Origin of the sequence: Clostridium sp. (genome assembly GCF_036569345.1) — a bacterium.
Classification (GTDB): Bacteria; Bacillota; Clostridia; order Clostridiales; family Clostridiaceae; genus Clostridium_AD.
Genome location: NZ_DATCQT010000183.1, coordinates 20,386 through 37,433 on the forward strand (window position 1 = coordinate 20,386; position 17,048 = coordinate 37,433).

19 protein-coding genes are annotated in these 17,048 nt (G+C 29.4%); 6 read left to right on the top strand and 13 right to left on the bottom strand.

What is annotated here, in order from left to right; translation table 11 throughout:
- Positions 1–213: 213 nt before the first annotated feature.
- Genes VIM70_RS19470 through yyaC form a run of 3 tightly spaced genes read left to right on the top strand, consistent with a single transcriptional unit; the run spans position 214 to position 3,086 of the window.
- Positions 214–1,368 (top strand): aminotransferase class V-fold PLP-dependent enzyme, encoded by a 1,155-nt coding sequence (locus VIM70_RS19470; protein WP_331947444.1) that lies wholly within the window; start codon positions 214–216, stop codon positions 1,366–1,368.
- 10 nt (positions 1,369–1,378) lie between these two features.
- Positions 1,379–2,431, top strand: coding sequence for a sporulation integral membrane protein YtvI (ytvI, locus tag VIM70_RS19475; RefSeq protein ID WP_331947445.1), 1,053 nt, complete (start codon positions 1,379–1,381; stop codon positions 2,429–2,431).
- 46 nt (positions 2,432–2,477) lie between these two features.
- Positions 2,478–3,086 carry a spore protease YyaC gene (yyaC, locus tag VIM70_RS19480; protein WP_331947446.1) on the top strand — a complete coding sequence of 203 codons (609 nt, stop codon included), beginning with the start codon at positions 2,478–2,480 and terminating at the stop codon, positions 3,084–3,086.
- A 167-nt stretch (positions 3,087–3,253) separates the two neighbouring features.
- Here the strand turns inward: yyaC and VIM70_RS19485 are convergent, their stop codons facing one another.
- The 13 genes from VIM70_RS19485 to rpmH form a co-directional block, all read right to left on the bottom strand.
- Positions 3,254–3,511, bottom strand: a complete 258-nt coding sequence (locus VIM70_RS19485) for a YkuS family protein (protein ID WP_331947447.1) — start codon at positions 3,509–3,511, stop codon at positions 3,254–3,256.
- 82 nt (positions 3,512–3,593) lie between these two features.
- Entirely contained in the window at positions 3,594–4,097 is a 504-nt protein-coding gene (locus VIM70_RS19490; RefSeq protein WP_331947448.1) for a DUF4446 family protein, read from the bottom strand.
- A 39-nt stretch (positions 4,098–4,136) separates the two neighbouring features.
- Positions 4,137–4,985 (bottom strand): ParB/RepB/Spo0J family partition protein, encoded by an 849-nt coding sequence (locus tag VIM70_RS19495; RefSeq protein WP_331947449.1) that lies wholly within the window; start codon positions 4,983–4,985, stop codon positions 4,137–4,139.
- A gap of 6 nt (positions 4,986–4,991) precedes the next feature.
- Positions 4,992–5,759 carry a ParA family protein gene (locus VIM70_RS19500; RefSeq protein ID WP_331947450.1) on the bottom strand — a complete coding sequence of 256 codons (768 nt, stop codon included), beginning with the start codon at positions 5,757–5,759 and terminating at the stop codon, positions 4,992–4,994.
- Between the two features lie 187 nt (positions 5,760–5,946).
- Complete coding sequence (noc, locus tag VIM70_RS19505; RefSeq protein ID WP_331947451.1) at positions 5,947–6,726, bottom strand: nucleoid occlusion protein; 780 nt, start codon at positions 6,724–6,726, stop codon at positions 5,947–5,949.
- A 183-nt stretch (positions 6,727–6,909) separates the two neighbouring features.
- Entirely contained in the window at positions 6,910–7,629 is a 720-nt protein-coding gene (rsmG, locus tag VIM70_RS19510) for a 16S rRNA (guanine(527)-N(7))-methyltransferase RsmG (protein ID WP_331947452.1), read from the bottom strand.
- 143 nt (positions 7,630–7,772) lie between these two features.
- Positions 7,773–9,662 carry a tRNA uridine-5-carboxymethylaminomethyl(34) synthesis enzyme MnmG gene (gene mnmG, locus VIM70_RS19515; protein WP_331947453.1) on the bottom strand — a complete coding sequence of 630 codons (1,890 nt, stop codon included), beginning with the start codon at positions 9,660–9,662 and terminating at the stop codon, positions 7,773–7,775.
- A gap of 8 nt (positions 9,663–9,670) precedes the next feature.
- Entirely contained in the window at positions 9,671–11,047 is a 1,377-nt protein-coding gene (mnmE, locus tag VIM70_RS19520) for a tRNA uridine-5-carboxymethylaminomethyl(34) synthesis GTPase MnmE (RefSeq protein WP_331947454.1), read from the bottom strand.
- 222 nt (positions 11,048–11,269) lie between these two features.
- Positions 11,270–11,896, bottom strand: a complete 627-nt coding sequence (jag, locus tag VIM70_RS19525; RefSeq protein ID WP_331947455.1) for an RNA-binding cell elongation regulator Jag/EloR — start codon at positions 11,894–11,896, stop codon at positions 11,270–11,272.
- Between the two features lie 46 nt (positions 11,897–11,942).
- The gene (yidC, locus tag VIM70_RS19530; protein ID WP_331947456.1) at positions 11,943–12,605 is read right to left on the bottom strand and encodes a membrane protein insertase YidC; all 663 of its coding nucleotides are present in this window, start codon (positions 12,603–12,605) and stop codon (positions 11,943–11,945) included.
- A gap of 20 nt (positions 12,606–12,625) precedes the next feature.
- Entirely contained in the window at positions 12,626–12,835 is a 210-nt protein-coding gene (gene yidD, locus VIM70_RS19535) for a membrane protein insertion efficiency factor YidD (RefSeq protein WP_331947457.1), read from the bottom strand.
- Positions 12,807–13,178, bottom strand: coding sequence for a ribonuclease P protein component (gene rnpA / locus VIM70_RS19540; RefSeq protein WP_331947458.1), 372 nt, complete (start codon positions 13,176–13,178; stop codon positions 12,807–12,809). The genes yidD and rnpA overlap by 29 nt, the downstream gene beginning before the upstream one ends.
- Positions 13,179–13,231: 53 nt before the next feature.
- Positions 13,232–13,366, bottom strand: coding sequence for a 50S ribosomal protein L34 (gene rpmH / locus VIM70_RS19545; RefSeq protein ID WP_216299086.1), 135 nt, complete (start codon positions 13,364–13,366; stop codon positions 13,232–13,234).
- A gap of 544 nt (positions 13,367–13,910) precedes the next feature.
- Between rpmH and dnaA the strand changes: the two genes are divergently transcribed.
- From dnaA to VIM70_RS19560, 3 genes are all read left to right on the top strand, one after another.
- Positions 13,911–15,263, top strand: a complete 1,353-nt coding sequence (gene dnaA / locus VIM70_RS19550) for a chromosomal replication initiator protein DnaA (protein ID WP_331947459.1) — start codon at positions 13,911–13,913, stop codon at positions 15,261–15,263.
- 272 nt (positions 15,264–15,535) lie between these two features.
- Complete coding sequence (gene dnaN, locus VIM70_RS19555) at positions 15,536–16,645, top strand: DNA polymerase III subunit beta (protein WP_331947460.1); 1,110 nt, start codon at positions 15,536–15,538, stop codon at positions 16,643–16,645.
- Between the two features lie 38 nt (positions 16,646–16,683).
- Positions 16,684–16,890, top strand: a complete 207-nt coding sequence (locus tag VIM70_RS19560; protein WP_331947461.1) for an RNA-binding S4 domain-containing protein — start codon at positions 16,684–16,686, stop codon at positions 16,888–16,890.
- Positions 16,891–17,048 lie beyond the last annotated feature (158 nt).

Sequence of the window (17,048 nt, forward strand, 5' to 3'; positions counted from 1 at the left end):
CACCCCTTTCTGTATTTTACCGACTTCACGCATGTACATTTACATCACTTTATATTATAATATTGAATTATATGTTAATTTTATTATAGACTATTTTCAGTCTTTATTATAGGAAAACAAAATTTAACTTGTTATTAATAATATTTATAAATCTTGAATTTTCTATAGAAAACAATAATATTATAAGATTATTGTGTAAAATTGGAGGAACTTATGAAAATATATTTAGATAACGCAGCCACTACATTTCCTAAACCGCCAGAAGTTTATACTTCAATGATGAACTATATGATGAATATAGGTACAAACCCTGGACGTGGAGTATCTTCCGCCTCCCTCGCTGGAAATAGAGTTATTTTAGATTGTAGATATGCATTAATGGATTTTTTTCACTTCGATAAAGTTGAAAACGTAATTTTCACGCCAAACATTACTACTTCGTTAAATACTCTTATAAAATCCAGCGTGAAAAAGGGCTGGCACGTAATAACTTCTTCGATGGACCATAACGCTACACTAAGACCATTAAACTCTCTCCTTGAAAAGGGTGTTATAGAAGTAGATATTATTCCCTGTTCAAAACAAGGCTTAATTGATGTAGATGATTTTATAAATACTATTAAGCCTAATACAAAATTAGTGGTTTTATCACATGCGTCAAACATTATTGGAAGCATTCAGCCTTTAGAATTAATAGGTGAGATATGTAAAAATAAAGGCATTTATTTTATTGTAGACGCTGCGCAAACTGCAGGAGTATTACCATTAGACTTCTATAAATTAAATTGTAATGCCCTAGCTTTTACAGGCCATAAAAGCCTACTCGGGCCTCAAGGCACCGGTGGTTTTTTAATTGACGACGATTTAAACAAAGAATGCGATGCGTTTATAGAAGGTGGAACTGGTAGCCTTTCTTCTAGTAGTATTCAACCAGATTTTTTACCTGATAAATTTGAGAGTGGGACTTTAAATGCTCCAGGTATAGCCGGGCTTTTGGAAGGCATTAATTTTATCAACACGCGTGGGATAGACTCCATTCAGAGTGATGAAGAATTTTTGTGTAAAAATTTTATAGAAGGACTGTTGAATATATCTTCCATTAATGTTTATGGCATTACAGAAAGTTCTAAAAGAACAGCAACCATTTCTATGAATTCGACAAAAATCGACAATTCGGAATTAGGGTTTATTCTAGATAATGAATATGGAATTATAACAAGAACTGGCCTTCACTGTGCGCCGCTTGCTCATAAAACCATTGGCACATATCCATCTGGTACCTTAAGGTTTGGTATTGGCCCTTTTAACGATATTAAAGACATAAATTATACCCTAAATTCTCTTAATACTATTCTTAGAAAGGTGTGATTTTATACAAATGGAAAACATTCTAAAAAAAATAGATAGGTTAACTATTTTCTTTGTAATATATACTTTTGTTTTTGTTGTTTTTTTCGGAACTATAGCTTACACCCTTCCTTTTGTATTGGCTCTTATTTTAGCTTCGTTCCTTAGGATACCAACAAAATATTTGATTAAGAAATTCAAAATTAAAAATACTTTAGCATCATTGTTTACTACTACCTTATTTTTTACTTTAATTGTTGCCGCGTTTTCTTTAATCATCACAACTATAACTTCAGAATCAATTCAACTCGGAAAAAATATTCGATTATATATCACCTTGAATAAAGACATAGCACTTAATCTTTTTAACAATTTACAAAATTATTACAAAAATTTAGATCCAAGCATAATTAATAATATTGAATCAAATATAACTAATTATATAACCAAAACCATAAATTTTAGTATGAATGCATCCTCAAAAATATTTTCGCAAACCTTGGGTTTTATGTCCACTATACCCTACGTCTTAATGGTTTTATTATTTACTTTACTTGCTACATATTTTTTTACAAAAGATTTGTCTTCTTCAAACAGAAAACCATTTGTTCTAATTCCTCCTAAAAGGCAAGATAGAGTCCATTTTATATTTGACGAATCAAAAAAAATGCTTAAAAATTATTTACTTTCATATTTGATTATAATCTCTATAACATTTGTAGAAACATTAATTGTTTTTTTAGTTTTTAAAGTTAAATATGCTGTAACCTTAAGTGTGTTATGTGGAGTGTTTGATTTACTTCCTATTTTGGGTATAGGGACCATATATCTTCCTCTTATAATAATATTTTTTATTTCTAAAAATTATGTGGCTGGTTTAGGACTTCTTATATCTTATGTAATTATCACTATAATAAGACAAATTATTGAACCTAAAATTGTATCCTCCTCACTAGGTATTCATCCTGTAGCTGTTCTTGCTTCAATATTCATAGGATTAAAGGCAAATGGTATTATTGGAATGTTGTTTTGTATGTTTTTACTAGTATTTTACAATATTCTTAAAAAAGTTAAAGTTTTATAGAATAAAAAACCTCCTAAGTGGCTAAAATCCAAATAGGAGGTTTTATATGGTAGATAAAATTGTTTTAGATTCAATGTCAATAGATTGTACTTTTAAATTAAGAGATATTATAAGTGAATATATTTCCCCTATAGCTAAATGCTCACGTCCTATTGTTGTTTTATGTATTGGTACAGACAGATCAACTGGCGACAGTTTAGGACCACTGGTTGGAAACAAGCTGAAATTTTTAATTAGAAATAAAATTCATATTTATGGGAGTCTTGAGTGCCCCGTACATGCAAAAAATTTATGTGAAACAATTGATGAAATTAACTATGCCTATATCAATCCTTATATTATTGCAATTGATGCATGCCTTGGCAGTCTACAAAATGTAGGAAAGATTATTGTTGAAGAAAAGCCCTTGAGCCCTGGTGCTGCAATGAATAAAGATTTACCTAAAGTAGGTAACTTAAGCATAACCGGCGTTGTAAATATAGCTGGGGCCTTTGAATTTATGGTTCTTCAAAATACTAGATTATATACTGTAATGATGCTTGCTGATGCTATTTCCAATGGTTTATATCATTCAATACTAAAGACAGTAGGTGGCCGAAAATTGAGTTCCACTTATAATGATTACAATATAGAAGATGCAAAGGTTAATTTGTAATTACTTAAATAAATTTAAAATAGACAAATATAAAATAAAAGTATGTTTTATAACATATTATAATTTTACATTTGTTTATTTTTTTAAACTATAACATTCATATCTGTATACTAATGTTTTTAAGTGCACAGATTTTTTATATATTTCAACTTTAGTATATAAGTTCTTTAAAATATCGAACTGTAAGCTCTAGTTGTTAATATATATTCAATTTCATCAACAGTTTTACTCCCACTATCAATAATTAATGTTCCTTCTCTTTTTATATTGTTTTGCATATTAAAATTTACAAAATCACCATCTTTTAGATTACATATTATAGCATCACAACAGATATTATTATTTTTATTAGTTATAACTACATATCCTCTGTTAATTAATTCATCCTGTAAATATTCAAGCCCTTCTGACACACATATTACCATAAAAAACCTCTTTTGTTTTAGTGTTCCACAAAAGAGGTTTTTTATTACTATAATTTAAAATTAAATTTTGAATTGATATGATCTATTCTTTTTTACTTATAGCTTGTTCTAATACGTTCTTTTCTTCTTCAGATAATTCGTACCTTGATATCCCTTTTTCTATGGGTTTACCATAAGTAGTACTCTCATTTCTACCATAAATACTAGTTAATAAAACACCATTATTTCCACCATCTAACAATGCTATTGAGAAACTTAAGTCACTCCCCATATCATCAAAAGCCTTATATCTTATCATTGATGTCTTTTGCACACAAGTTTTTAGTTTACTATTTATTTGATCATACATTTGTTTCATAACTTCATTTTGATCTTTAACTCCATCAATTTTGTCTAAATAAGATATAATCATATCTTCTAAATTTTTATTATTTACCCCTCTCATTAGCTTTCTATATCTATTCTCCATCCTATTTAAAGCCGCATAGTTTATTATAATTATTATTATTAATATAAATACAAGAATTATAAGCCCTATTACTATATATATCTGTGTTTTATTTATGAAATCAATTATGCTCTGCATTGTAAATTACATCCTTTCCATTATGTTTCACGTGAAACATTATATATTAAAAACTTCTAAAATTCTTTCAAAATCTTCCTCTGAATAATATTCAATTTCAATTTTACCCTTATTTTTGTTTTTAGAATTTATAAAAACTTTGGTTCCGAAACGATTTTCTAATTTATTCGTTATATCAGTATAATATATGTTGTTTTGATTGTTAATTTTCTTTTCTTTTTTCACATTTCCAAAGTTTTTTACTACTTTCTCCGTTTCTCTCACATTAAGGTTTTCGTCTATAACCATTTGTGCAATTTGATATTGTAGTTCTTTATCACTTATCCCGAGTATTGCCCTTCCATGTCCTTCCGAAATCACTTGATCTATGATATAATCTTGAACTCTTTCATCCAAGTTTAATAATCGCATGCAATTTGTTATAGCCGTTCTTGATTTAGAAACTTTTTTACTTATTTCCTCTTGAGTAAGCTTAAAATCCATTATTAATTTTTTATAGGCTATAGCTTCTTCAATAGGATTCAAATCTTCTCTTTGAATATTTTCTATTAATGATATTTCTAATATTTCTCTATCGTCTATCTCCATTATAATTGCGGGTATTTCCTTAAGTCCAATGACTTTAGCCGCTCTAAATCTTCGCTCACCTGCAACAACTATATATACATCATCTTCTTTACTTAAAATAATGGGTTGAATTACCCCATGTTCTTTAATTGATTGTGCTAATTCGGATATTTTTTCAGGATCAAAGTTTTTTCTCGGCTGCTCTTTATTAGCTTTAATCAAATTCATAGGTATTTTAAAAACTGTGGAACTATCCTCCGCAATTTCCCCTTCTGGTATTAAAGCACCAAGTCCTTTACCTAGTCCAAATTTTTTAATCATTATCTATCATCTCCTTTGTCTTTCCAAAAATTCATTTGCTAATTGCTCGTAAGCATCTGCTCCCTTGCACTTATCATCATACAACATAATAGGCAATCCAAAACTTGGAGCTTCAGCTAGACGAATATTTCTAGGTATTGTAGTTTCATAAACTTTATCATTGAAATATTTTTTCACTTCTAAAACAACTTCATTACATAATTTTGTTCTATTATCATACATACTAAGAATTACGCCCTCAATCTCTAATTCTTTATTTAAAGATTTTTTAACCAATTGAATTGTATTTACTAGTTGTCCAACACCTTCTAGCGCATAAAATTCACATTGAATAGGTGTCAGAACACTACTTGCAGCAGTAAGTGCATTTATAGCTAAAATTCCTAACGAAGGTGGACAATCTATGAAGATATAGTCAAATTCACCTTCAACTTCTTTAAGCTTTTCTTTTAATATATTTTCACGATTACTTCTATTAATTAATTCTACTTCTGCACCTGCAAGTTCCATGGTGGAAGGTATTAAATATAAATTATTTACAAGTTCACACTCTTTTATAGTGTCTTTAATTGAAACATCTGATGTTAGTAAATCGTATGTAGATAGCTTTATTTTCTTTTTATCAAATCCCAAGCCACTTGTTGTATTTCCCTGAGGATCAATATCTATTGTCAGAATTTTTTTTCCTTGCATAGCTAAATAGGAACATAGATTTATATTTGTAGTAGTTTTACCTACTCCTCCCTTTTGATTAAAAACGCATATAGTTTTCATGACTACACCTACCCCTCATACTATTATTCTTAATTATATAGGCTATTTTATAATATAGTTTGCAATAAAAATTACTATACGTTCATTATATATTTTTGTTAATTGTTTTAATAGTGTTTTTTGTAATCTTTCATAAAAATATAAAAAAAAGCAGAATGTTTCACGTGAAACATTCTGCTTTTAACATTTATCTTTTAGGTATACGGATTATTACTTCTATACTATCTTCTAATTCCTTAGATTTATATTCAGCATTTATACCATATTTATCGAAAACTTGTTTGATAGTATTTATATAAACCCTAGGTGCAAAAATCCCTTTGATTTTTTTCTTTCCATCAACAGCTACTTCATCTCTACATAATTTTAATAATTCTTTCTCTATAAGATCTTCTGTGTTTTTAACATTAAGGGATTTATCAACAATTACTTTAAGCACTTTCTTTTGGATATTTATATTAGGTAACCTAAGCAATGCTCTGGCATGCCTCTCTGTAAGTTTATTTTCTACTAAAATACTTGTTATTTCCTTATCCAATTTTAATAACCGTAATTTATTTGCAATGGTTGATTGTTTTTTCCCTATCATTTGTGCTAAATGTTCTTGAGTATATGAATGATCTTGAATAAGATTATAATAAGCCATAGCTTCTTCTAAAAAATTCAAATCTTCTCTTTGCAAATTTTCTAGTAGAGCAATAGCTGCAGATTCTTTATCTGTAATATCTATAATAATTACTGGCACTTTTTCAAGGCCTATTTTTTTAGCTGCTCTAAGTCTTCTTTCCCCTGCAACTAATTCATATCTATTTTCCCCACTCTTCCTAACTGTTAGTGGTTGAATTATTCCATATGCACTTATTGACTGAGATAGTTCTTCAATAGTTTCTTCATTAAAATGTTTTCTAGGCTGATAAACATTTGGAGAAATTAATTCTATAGATACGTAATTTACATCATTTTGCATAATATACCATCCCTCAATTTTCCCTTTTCCCTTTTGAAATTTCCCTTTTGTTAACAATTCTCTATTTTTACCTTATTTCCTTTTTTTTTTATAATTTTTCGTACGACAAATTATAACACAACTCATCACCATAGGTGTTACTCATCACCATAGGTGCTGCCATCACTTACGTGTCGCTAATCATTAAGATAAAGGATTTCTAGTAACCATACCTGCTTTTCTAGGGTATTTTTTCTGGGTTCCAGCTATTTTTTTAATAATCACCAAATTATGGTTCAAATCACTATCTTCAATATATACCTTTTCTATATGTTCAATTTTTCCTCCAAGCATCCTTATTGCATTTTTGGATAACTTAATTTCATCTTCAACTGCAGGGCCCTTCATTGCAACAAAATATCCACCAACCTTTACATACGGTATACAAAATTCACTCAAAACTGTTAAATTAGCAACAGCTCTTGAAACTGCAATATCAAATTTTTCTCTATACTGAAATTCTTGCGCAAAATCTTCTGCTCTTCCATGGATTGCTTTAATATTTTCAAGTTGGAGATCCTTAATAACTTCATTTAAAAACTTAATTCTTTTATTCAATGAATCTAATAAAACTATATTTATTTCAGGTTTTATTATTTTCATAGGAATACCTGGAAACCCACCTCCAGTACCTATATCTATTACACTCTTCGCGTTCTTTAGCTGATCAAACTTAAAAACCTTCATGGAATCAATAAAATGCTTTTTTATAATTTCTTCATCTTCTTTAATAGCTGTCAAATTTATTTTTTCATTCCATTCCTTTATAAGATCTTTATATCTCATAAACTCATCATATTTTTTTTCATTAAATTCAAGTCCTACATTATTACTAGCTTCATTTAATATATCAAAGTATTTCATAACTCACCTCCATATTTCTCTTATACCATGTTGCTTAATCATCACCTGCGGTGCTGCATTAACAACTTCAGAATGAACTTAAGTCTTAAGATAAAGTTCTATATTTTCTAATGTATTCATTTACCTTTATAATATTGAAACTATCATTCTGAAATGTTGTTAAGCCTCTTCTGTTGCTCAAGATATATCATTAGGACAGACATATCCGCAGGTGATACCCCTGATATTCTAGAAGCTTGGCCAATACTCTCTGGTTTTATTTTACCAAGTTTTTGCATTGCCTCTATCCTTAATCCTTTAATTTTATCGTAATTTATGTCTTTTGATATAATTTTATTTTCAAACTTCTTAAATTGTTTGATTTGCTCTAATTGTTTTTGTATATAACCTTCATATTTCGACACAATATTGACTTGTTGTTGTATATATTTGTCTAATTTAGGTCTATCTGGATCGAGATTTTCAACAATATAATAATCAAGCTCAGGCCTTTTTATAAGTTCGTATAAACTAATAGGCTTTTTAAGTGGAGTAGAATTACAAGAAATTAAGAATTCCTCTATTTCTTTTTTATTTGTAACTTGCAAATGTTTTATTCTTTCAATTTCCTCTTCTATTCCAATTTTCTTTGCCTTAAATATTTCGTATCTATTTTCTTTAACCAAGCCTACACCATATCCTATTTCAGTTAATCGTAAATCAGCGTTATCTTGCCTGAGTAGCAACCTATACTCTGCTCTTGACGTCATCATCCTATATGGTTCATTAGTACCTTTAGTAACTAAATCATCTATTAAAACTCCTATATACCCATCAGATCTTTTAAGTATTAGTGGTTCCTTATTTTTAACACCAAGTGCTGCATTAATTCCTGCAATAATACCTTGCGATGCAGCTTCTTCATATCCTGAGCTACCATTTATTTGGCCAGCTGAGAATAATCCACTAATGTTTTTAAATTCTAGTGAAAGTTTTAAATCCGTTGAATCTATACAGTCGTATTCTATGGCATAAGCCGTTCTCATAATTTCAACATTTTCAAGTCCTGGCACTGTTTTCATCATTTCCACCTGAATTTCCTCAGGAAGTGAGCTAGACATACCTTGAACATACATTTCCAAGGTATTCTCACCTTCAGGTTCTATGAATATTTGGTGCCTTTTCTTATCTGTAAATCTCATTACTTTATCTTCAATAGACGGGCAGTATCTAGGTCCTGTACTCTTAATTGAGCCATTGTATAGCGGTGATCTCATAATGTTTTTCCTAATTACATCATGAGTATTTTCATTTGTATAAGTTAGAAAGCAAGATAGCTGATTACGACTTATATCTCCACTAATAAACGAAAATGGAACTACTTCATTATCACCAAGCTGCTCCTCCATTTTAGAAAAGTCTACTGAGCGTTTATTTACTCTAGCTGGAGTTCCTGTTTTAAATCTTCGTAGTGTTATTCCAAGTTCACCTAATGATTTAGAAAGTTCATTCGCAGGCTGCAATCCACTAGGTCCTTCACTATAACTAAGATCTCCAATTATAACCTTTGACTTTAAATATGTTCCAGATGCTATAACAATAGCCTTAGTAGTGAAGTATGCCTCATTTTTCGTAAGAACTCCCTTAATTTTTCCATTCTCTACCTCTATAGATACTACCTCTAATTGTCTCAATTGCAAATTTTCCTGATTTTCTAATACATTTTTCATTCTCATGCCGTACGCCTTTTTATCCGCTTGAGCCCTTAATGAGAATACAGCTGGACCTTTTGATTTGTTTAACATCCTTGATTGTATATAAGTATTATCAATATTTACTCCCATTTCACCACCAAGAGCATCTATTTCCCTTACTAAATGTCCTTTAGCAGTTCCACCAATATTAGGGTTACATGGCATCAATGCCACGCTATCTAAATTTATAGCACAAATTAAAGTCTTGCATCCTATTCTTGCAGCGGCAAGTCCTGCCTCACAACCCGCATGACCAGCTCCAATAACTATAACATCAAAACTTCCTGCATCATATTTCATATTTATCCCTACTTTCCTAAACAAAATTCTGAGAATATTTTATGTATAATATCTTCGTCTAAAGCATCTCCCGTAATCTCGCCTAAATTCATCCACGCATTTCGTATATCAATTGATGCTAAATCTATAGCCAATGTGTATTCTAATGCATTTAGTGATGATTCTAAGTTTTCCTTAGCTCGTATGAGAGATTGCTTGTGTCTATTATTTGTAACAAATACTCCTTCTGTTTTAATTTCACCATTAAAAAACAAATCTTTTATATGTTCTTTAACATAATTCAATCCTTCTCCAGTTTTTACAGAAATATTAGTTATGTATTTTGATTTTATGTCTTTTAATTCACTCTTCTCTATTTTACCACCTAAATCACTTTTGTTTAATAGTACAATACATTTTTTTTCTTTAATATATTCAATAATTTCTTTATCCTCAAGGCTTAATTTATTACTTGCATCTAATATTAAGATAACTAAATCCGCCTCATTTATTTTTTCCTTTGACTTTTCTACTCCTATTTTTTCAACTATATCACTAGTTTCACGAATACCTGCCGTATCTACTACTTTTATAGGTATACCTTCAATACTTATATACTCCTCTATAGCATCTCTTGTAGTTCCAGGCACATCTGTAACAATGGCTCTTTTTTCTTTTACGAGAGCATTAAGAAGTGATGACTTGCCTACATTAGGTTTACCCACTATAACAGTGCTTAACCCTTCCCTTAGAATTTTACCTTCATCAGCCGTACTGAGTAGCATATCTATCTCACTTATTATTTTAGTAACATCTTCGCTAACTTCTTTAGTAGTTACTTCTTCAATATCCTCTTCTGGGTAATCAACTGTAACCTCTATATGTGCAATTACACTAAGTAATTTATTTCTTATATTTTTTATTTCCCTGGAAATTGAACCCTCTGATTGTAAAAGAGCTGATTTCATACTAAGATCCGTCTTTGCTCTTATAATATCCATAACCGCTTCGGCCTGACTTAAATCAATTCTACCATTCAAAAATGCTCTTTTAGTAAATTCACCTGGATCTGCCATCCTCGCTCCTGCGCGAATAATTTCTTGTAGGATTCTATTAGTGCCTACTACTCCACCGTGACAATTTACCTCAATAGTATCTTCTGCAGTAAAACTTTTAGGTCCCTTCATATATGAAATAATAACTTCATCAAGTCTACTACCATTTTTATCAATTATATGACCATATCTCATAGTGTAAGATTTAAAATCATTAAGTTTTCTATTATTTTTACCTACAAATATACTATCAACAATATCTATAGACTTATCACCAGAAACCCTAATTATAGATATCCCACCTTCTCCTATACTAGTTGCTATTGCAGCTATAGTATCAAACTCTTTCATTAAACATGACCTCCTAACTTTATGAGTATTTATTATTATATCCCTATCAAATGTATTATATCTGATTAACTTCTGTTATTTGTATTATCTTCTTAAGCTTATCTTTAATAATATTCGTAAAATTCAAAAAGAATAATCTTATTTAATGGTAAAATAAACACTTTGAAACTTAAGAATATAATTAATATCATATTTAGTTTAATAAATCTAAAAAGAAAGCCCTTAGGCTTTCTTTAAATCAACTACGATTCTTCTATATGGCTCTTCACCTTCACTAAAGGTATAAATATATGAATCATTTTGAAGCGATGAGTGTATTATTCTTCTCTCGTAAGGGTTCATAGGTTCAAGTTTTAACACTCTTCCACTTACCCTAACCTTATAGGCAATCTTTGATGCAAGTCTTTTCAAAGTTTCTTCTCTTTTTGACCTATAATTTTCAGTATCTAATATTACTCTTTTATACTCTTCACTATGATTTTTATTTACGACTAAACTTACAAGGTATTGAAGGGCGTCTAGAGTCTCACCTCTATATCCTATTAATAACCCCATATTAGATCCAACTAAATCAATTCTCATTTCGTTATTTTCATCTTTAAGGTTTACTTCCGCAATCATGCCCATAGACTGTAATACTTCCATTAGAAAAGTTTTAGCTTCATTAAATCTATCTCTAATAATTGTAACTCTAATTTTAGCAGGTTTTACCCCTATAATATTTAAAAACCCCTTACTACCCTCATCTATTGTTTCCACTTTCACTTTATCTCTTGTAATATTTAACTTTATTAGGGCGTTATTGATTGCATCATCTACAGTTTTCCCCATCATATCTATAGTCTTCATACCACACTTCACCCGCCTTTCTAAATATCAAAATTAGGCACTTGTGTTAACTTTCTTTTTTTGGAAGTTCCATTTTGTTTATAACTAGAGTTTGAATAACTTGTACTAAGTTATTTACTACCCAATATAATACTAATGCACCCTTGAATTTAAGACTCATAAATCCCATGAAAATAGCCATTGCAGTAGTCATTGTTGAGCTTTGTTTAGACTGAGGACCATTACCAGGTGGTTGCATAAGTTTTGATGAAAAATATGTTGTAACAGTAGACAATATTGGTAATATATACATAGGATCAGGTTTTGATAAATCAGACATCCATAAGAAACCAGCACCATGAATATCTAGGTTATTAAACAAATAATATAAAGCGAATAAAATAGGCATTTGAACAAGCATTGGTAGACATCCACCCATTGGATTTACTCCATTTTCTTTATAAAGTTTCATAACTTCTTGCTGTGATTTTTGCGGATCCTTTTTATATTTATCTTGAACTTTCTTCATTTCTGGTTGAAGTAGACCCATTCTAGCAGTAGACCTAGTTTGTTTAATGCTTAATGGTAACAATAGTACTCTTATTATGATTGTGAAAACAATTATTGAAAGTCCAAATGATAAATTAACATTTGGAATAATCGTATTGATGCCGCTATGTATAATGTTAAAGAACTTTGTAAGCGGAACAATTATAAAATTTAAATTCAAATATAAAACCTCCCAAGCGATTATTTAACTGGATCAAAGCCGCCCTTATTATAAGGATGACATCTAAGTATTCTCTTAATTCCCATAATAGATCCCTTTATCACTCCATATTTTTCAATAGCATCTAAAGCATATTGAGAACATGTAGGGTAAAATATGCAACAAGGCCTTTTAAGAGGTGATATATATTTTCTATAACATTTAATACCCAGTATAAGTATTGTTTTCATTTTTAATTAGACCTGCCTTCTTAAGCAGTTTCTTTAAAGCAACCTCTATTTCATTATAACTTTTAGCATTGGAAGGATTCCTTGCAATAAATACCAAATCAAATCCTGCCTTTATTCCTTCATTGTTAAGTCTATAGCTTTCGCCAATTAATCTCTTAACTCTGCTTCTAATTACACTTTTTCCTACCTTTTTACTTACCGATATTCCACATCTATTAATATTTTTACCATTTCTATAAATATATAATACTAATAATAGGTTAGAAAAAGATTTTCCTCTTCTATATACTGTTCTAAATTCAGCATTCTTTCTAATTCTATATTTCTTTACTTTAAAATTCATAATTAGCCGCCCTCATTTCCGCAAATTGCAGAAAAAGGCCACATTAGCGGCCCTTATGCTGTCAATCTTTTTCTACCTTTTTGTCTTCTTCTTTGAAGAACGTTTCTGCCTGAAGCGGTTTTCATTCTCTTTCTGAATCCGTGTTCTTTTTTTCTTTGTCTTTTTTTAGGTTGGTAAGTCATGAACATATCTACTACACCCCCTTCTTTTAATCCGTTATTTATAACAACCATCTTCTAATCGCATAATTACGGTTTTACTATTAGATTATATAGTCACATAGTCGTAATGTCAAGGTAAGCATTTTTATTAGTATTGTTGATGTTTTTTATATTTATATGATTTTTTGTGGATAACTTCTTGAACACCTTGTTATTTTTTGATATTATATAAGAATGAACTGTGAATAACTTATTTATAAGTAAAGTTATTCACAACTTGTGGACAAAATTGTGAATAACTATTACAATGTTGTCTTAAACTTCTTTTTACTTATATATTTTTGACTATATTAGCAGATTTATTCATTATTTAGTATGTTAATAACTTTTTTGCTATATTGTTAATTATTTAAGGCCTAATAAAAGTATAAACATAGTTATTAACATGTGAATATTTTTATAGCTATTTATCAACAACCTACAATATATATTTTTTTTTGTTTATAACCATGTTTATATATTGTTTGTTTTTACATAATAAATTTTTTTTATTTGAACTGGAGGGTAGGAAATGAGCACCCAAATTAAAGATATCTGGGAAAAAACCTTAAATATAATAAAAGGTGAACTTACTGAAGTTAGTTTTAACACTTGGATTAAAAGTATAGAACCTATGACCTTAGATAATAATACTTTTAAATTAGGTGTTCCTAATAATTTCACCAAAGATATTCTTGAAAATAGATATAAGGATTTAATAATGAATGCTGTTAAATTACTTACTTCTAAAACATATAAAATAGAATTCTTTATATTATCTGAGGAAGTAGCCGAAATTGAAAAACCTAAAACGAGACGAGAATCCGAAAAAAATAATTTAATAGTTAATGATGAAATGTCAGCAACATTAAATCCAAAGTACACCTTTGATTCTTATGTAATTGGAAATAGTAACAGATTTGCTCATGCTGCTTCACTAGCTGTAGCTGAATCCCCTGCAAAAGCTTATAATCCTCTATTTATTTATGGAGGGGTTGGTCTTGGAAAAACTCATCTAATGCATGCTATTGGTCATTATGTATTAGCAAATAACCCAAAGTCTAAGGTTGTTTATGTTTCTTCTGAAAAATTCACAAACGAACTTATCAATTCTATTAAAGATGATAAAAACGTAGAATTTAGAAACAAATATAGAAATGTAGATGTACTTCTAATTGATGATATTCAATTTATTGCAGGCAAAGAACGTACACAAGAAGAGTTTTTCCATACATTCAATGATCTTCATGAAGCCAATAAACAAATAATATTATCTAGTGATAGACCTCCAAAAGAAATACCTACTTTAGAAGATAGGTTACGGTCTAGATTTGAATGGGGTCTTATAGCTGATATACAACCACCTGATTTTGAAACTAGAATTGCTATTTTGAAAAAGAAAGCAGATATAGAGAATTTAAACATTCCAAATGAAGTAATGGTGTATATTGCTACCAAAATAAAATCTAATATAAGGGAACTAGAGGGTGCTCTTATTAGAATAGTTGCTTTTTCCTCATTAACTAATAAAGAAATTGGTATAGATTTAGCCTCAGAAGCACTCAAGGATATTATTTCTAATAGAAATTCAAAGCAAGTAACTATTGAACTAATACAAGATATCGTGTCTAGCTATTTTAATTTAAAAATTGAGGATTTTAAATCTTCGCGGCGTACTAGAAACATAACTTTTCCAAGACAAATCGCAATGTATTTATGCAGAAAACTTACTGATATGTCACTACCTAAAATAGGTGAAGAATTTGGAGGTCGTGATCATACAACTGTAATTCATGCATGTGAGAAAATATCTAAACAACTTAAAGAAGATGAAAATTTGCAAGATAACATAGCTGAACTAACTAAAAAGATAAGTCAAAAATAGTAAAAGACCCTATTACTAACAAGTGTTGATACTATTTATATATAATCCTGTGCATAAAATAATAACAAAAATCTAGCTGTTGATATTGTGGATAACTGTAATTTTTTTTTGCATACTTATCCACAATTATTATTACAAAGCAATGATGCGCTGTAAAGGCTGGGATAGGTTTTTAACATATCAACAGCCCCTACTACTATTACTACTATAAATTATTATTATCTTACCTATCTTTAATCAATTTCCAATGTGGATAAGGAGGCCTATTTTACATGAAATTTATATGTGAAAAAAGTGTATTACAAGAAGCAATTTCTAATGTTCAAAAAGCTATTACTGGAAAATCAACTATGCCTGTATTACAAGGTATATTAATAATCGCCAAAAATAGAGAAGTAACTCTTATAGGATCTGATATTGATTTAAGCATTGAAGCTAAAATTACTGCAGATGTTATTGAAGATGGAACAGTAGTCTTAGATTCAAAGCTATTTGGTGAAATTATAAGAAAATTACCAAATAGTTCAGTAGAAATAAGTTCAGCAGAGAATAACTCTATTAAAATAGTTTGTGAAAAATCATATGCAACAATAGTACATATGGATAGCGATGACTATCCTAATTTACCTGATATCATAGAAAATATGATTTTTGCAGTTTCCCAAAAAGTACTGAAAAACATGATGAGAGGTACTATTTTTGCAGTTGCTCAGGATGAAACAAGGCCTATACTTACTGGGGTCTTATTTGAAATAAAAGATAAAAAACTTAATCTTGTAGCATTGGATGGCTATAGAGTTGCATTTAGAAGTGAAAGTGTAGATAACGATTCTAGTATAACCGCTGTAATTCCAGGTAAAACTTTAAATGAAGTATCCAAAATACTAGAGGAAACAGACGAAAATGTTAATATTACATTCACACCAAACCATATTTTATTTAATATTGGGAAGACTAGGGTAATATCAAGATTACTCGAAGGTGAATTTATAAAATATAGCTCAATAATACCAGAAGAGTATAATTTAAAAATCACAGCTAAAAGACATGAATTATTAAGCTGCATCGAGAGAGCTTCTCTTATGGCAAAAGAGGGAAATACAAATTTAGTTAAATTTAACATAGAAGAAGATAACATGGTAATTACTTCTAATTCTCAATTGGGAAAGGCTAGAGAAGAAATAAATATAATTCTGCAAGGAGAGCCTCTTCAAATTGCATTTAACTCAAAATACTTAATAGAGTTACTGAAAATAATGGAAGAGGAAGAGATCATTATGGAATTCTCTAGTGCTGTTAATCCTTGTGTTGTAAGAAATAAAGAAAAAAACAATTGCACATATATGGTATTACCCGTTAGAATAAGAGCAACCAATAACTAAAAAAATATATACAAAATAATATAAAAGGCGGTTTTAAAATGAATGAAATACAAGTAGACACAGGTATAATAAAATTAGATGCTTTTCTAAAATGGGCTGGAATAGCTAGTTTAGGTTCTGAGGCAAAATTTTATATAAAAAATGAGGAAATTAAGTTAAATGGTAAAGTTGAAGTTCAAAGAGGTAAAAAGTTAGTTAAAGGTGATATAATTGAATTTAACAATGAGAGTTATAAAATAGTTTAAAGTTTAATTTAAAATAAAAATTAAATTTAAATTTATAGAGACATTTATGAATGCACCGGAAAATTTAAAAAAATCTCCGGTGCTGACTTTATGTCTATATTAAAAAAAATTATAAGAATTTATTTACTCATATAAAATAATAAAATTATATATATATG

Coding starts and splice junctions, on each gene's coding strand:
- VIM70_RS19560 (WP_331947461.1), top strand. CDS start 16,684: ATGAATGAAATACAAGTAGACACAGGTATAATAAAATTAGATGCTTTT.
- rpmH (WP_216299086.1), bottom strand. CDS start 13,366: ATGTTCATGACTTACCAACCTAAAAAAAGACAAAGAAAAAAAGAACAC.
- yidD (WP_331947457.1), bottom strand. CDS start 12,835: ATGAAAACAATACTTATACTGGGTATTAAATGTTATAGAAAATATATA.
- mnmG (WP_331947453.1), bottom strand. CDS start 9,662: ATGAAATATGATGCAGGAAGTTTTGATGTTATAGTTATTGGAGCTGGT.
- yyaC (WP_331947446.1), top strand. CDS start 2,478: ATGGTAGATAAAATTGTTTTAGATTCAATGTCAATAGATTGTACTTTT.
- VIM70_RS19500 (WP_331947450.1), bottom strand. CDS start 5,759: ATGAAAACTATATGCGTTTTTAATCAAAAGGGAGGAGTAGGTAAAACT.
- dnaN (WP_331947460.1), top strand. CDS start 15,536: ATGAAATTTATATGTGAAAAAAGTGTATTACAAGAAGCAATTTCTAAT.
- ytvI (WP_331947445.1), top strand. CDS start 1,379: ATGGAAAACATTCTAAAAAAAATAGATAGGTTAACTATTTTCTTTGTA.
- jag (WP_331947455.1), bottom strand. CDS start 11,896: ATGAAGACTATAGATATGATGGGGAAAACTGTAGATGATGCAATCAAT.
- VIM70_RS19490 (WP_331947448.1), bottom strand. CDS start 4,097: ATGCAGAGCATAATTGATTTCATAAATAAAACACAGATATATATAGTA.
- VIM70_RS19470 (WP_331947444.1), top strand. CDS start 214: ATGAAAATATATTTAGATAACGCAGCCACTACATTTCCTAAACCGCCA.
- dnaA (WP_331947459.1), top strand. CDS start 13,911: ATGAGCACCCAAATTAAAGATATCTGGGAAAAAACCTTAAATATAATA.
- mnmE (WP_331947454.1), bottom strand. CDS start 11,047: ATGAAAGAGTTTGATACTATAGCTGCAATAGCAACTAGTATAGGAGAA.
- rsmG (WP_331947452.1), bottom strand. CDS start 7,629: ATGAAATACTTTGATATATTAAATGAAGCTAGTAATAATGTAGGACTT.
- VIM70_RS19495 (WP_331947449.1), bottom strand. CDS start 4,985: ATGATTAAAAAATTTGGACTAGGTAAAGGACTTGGTGCTTTAATACCA.
- VIM70_RS19485 (WP_331947447.1), bottom strand. CDS start 3,511: ATGGTAATATGTGTGTCAGAAGGGCTTGAATATTTACAGGATGAATTA.
- noc (WP_331947451.1), bottom strand. CDS start 6,726: ATGCAAAATGATGTAAATTACGTATCTATAGAATTAATTTCTCCAAAT.
- rnpA (WP_331947458.1), bottom strand. CDS start 13,178: ATGAATTTTAAAGTAAAGAAATATAGAATTAGAAAGAATGCTGAATTT.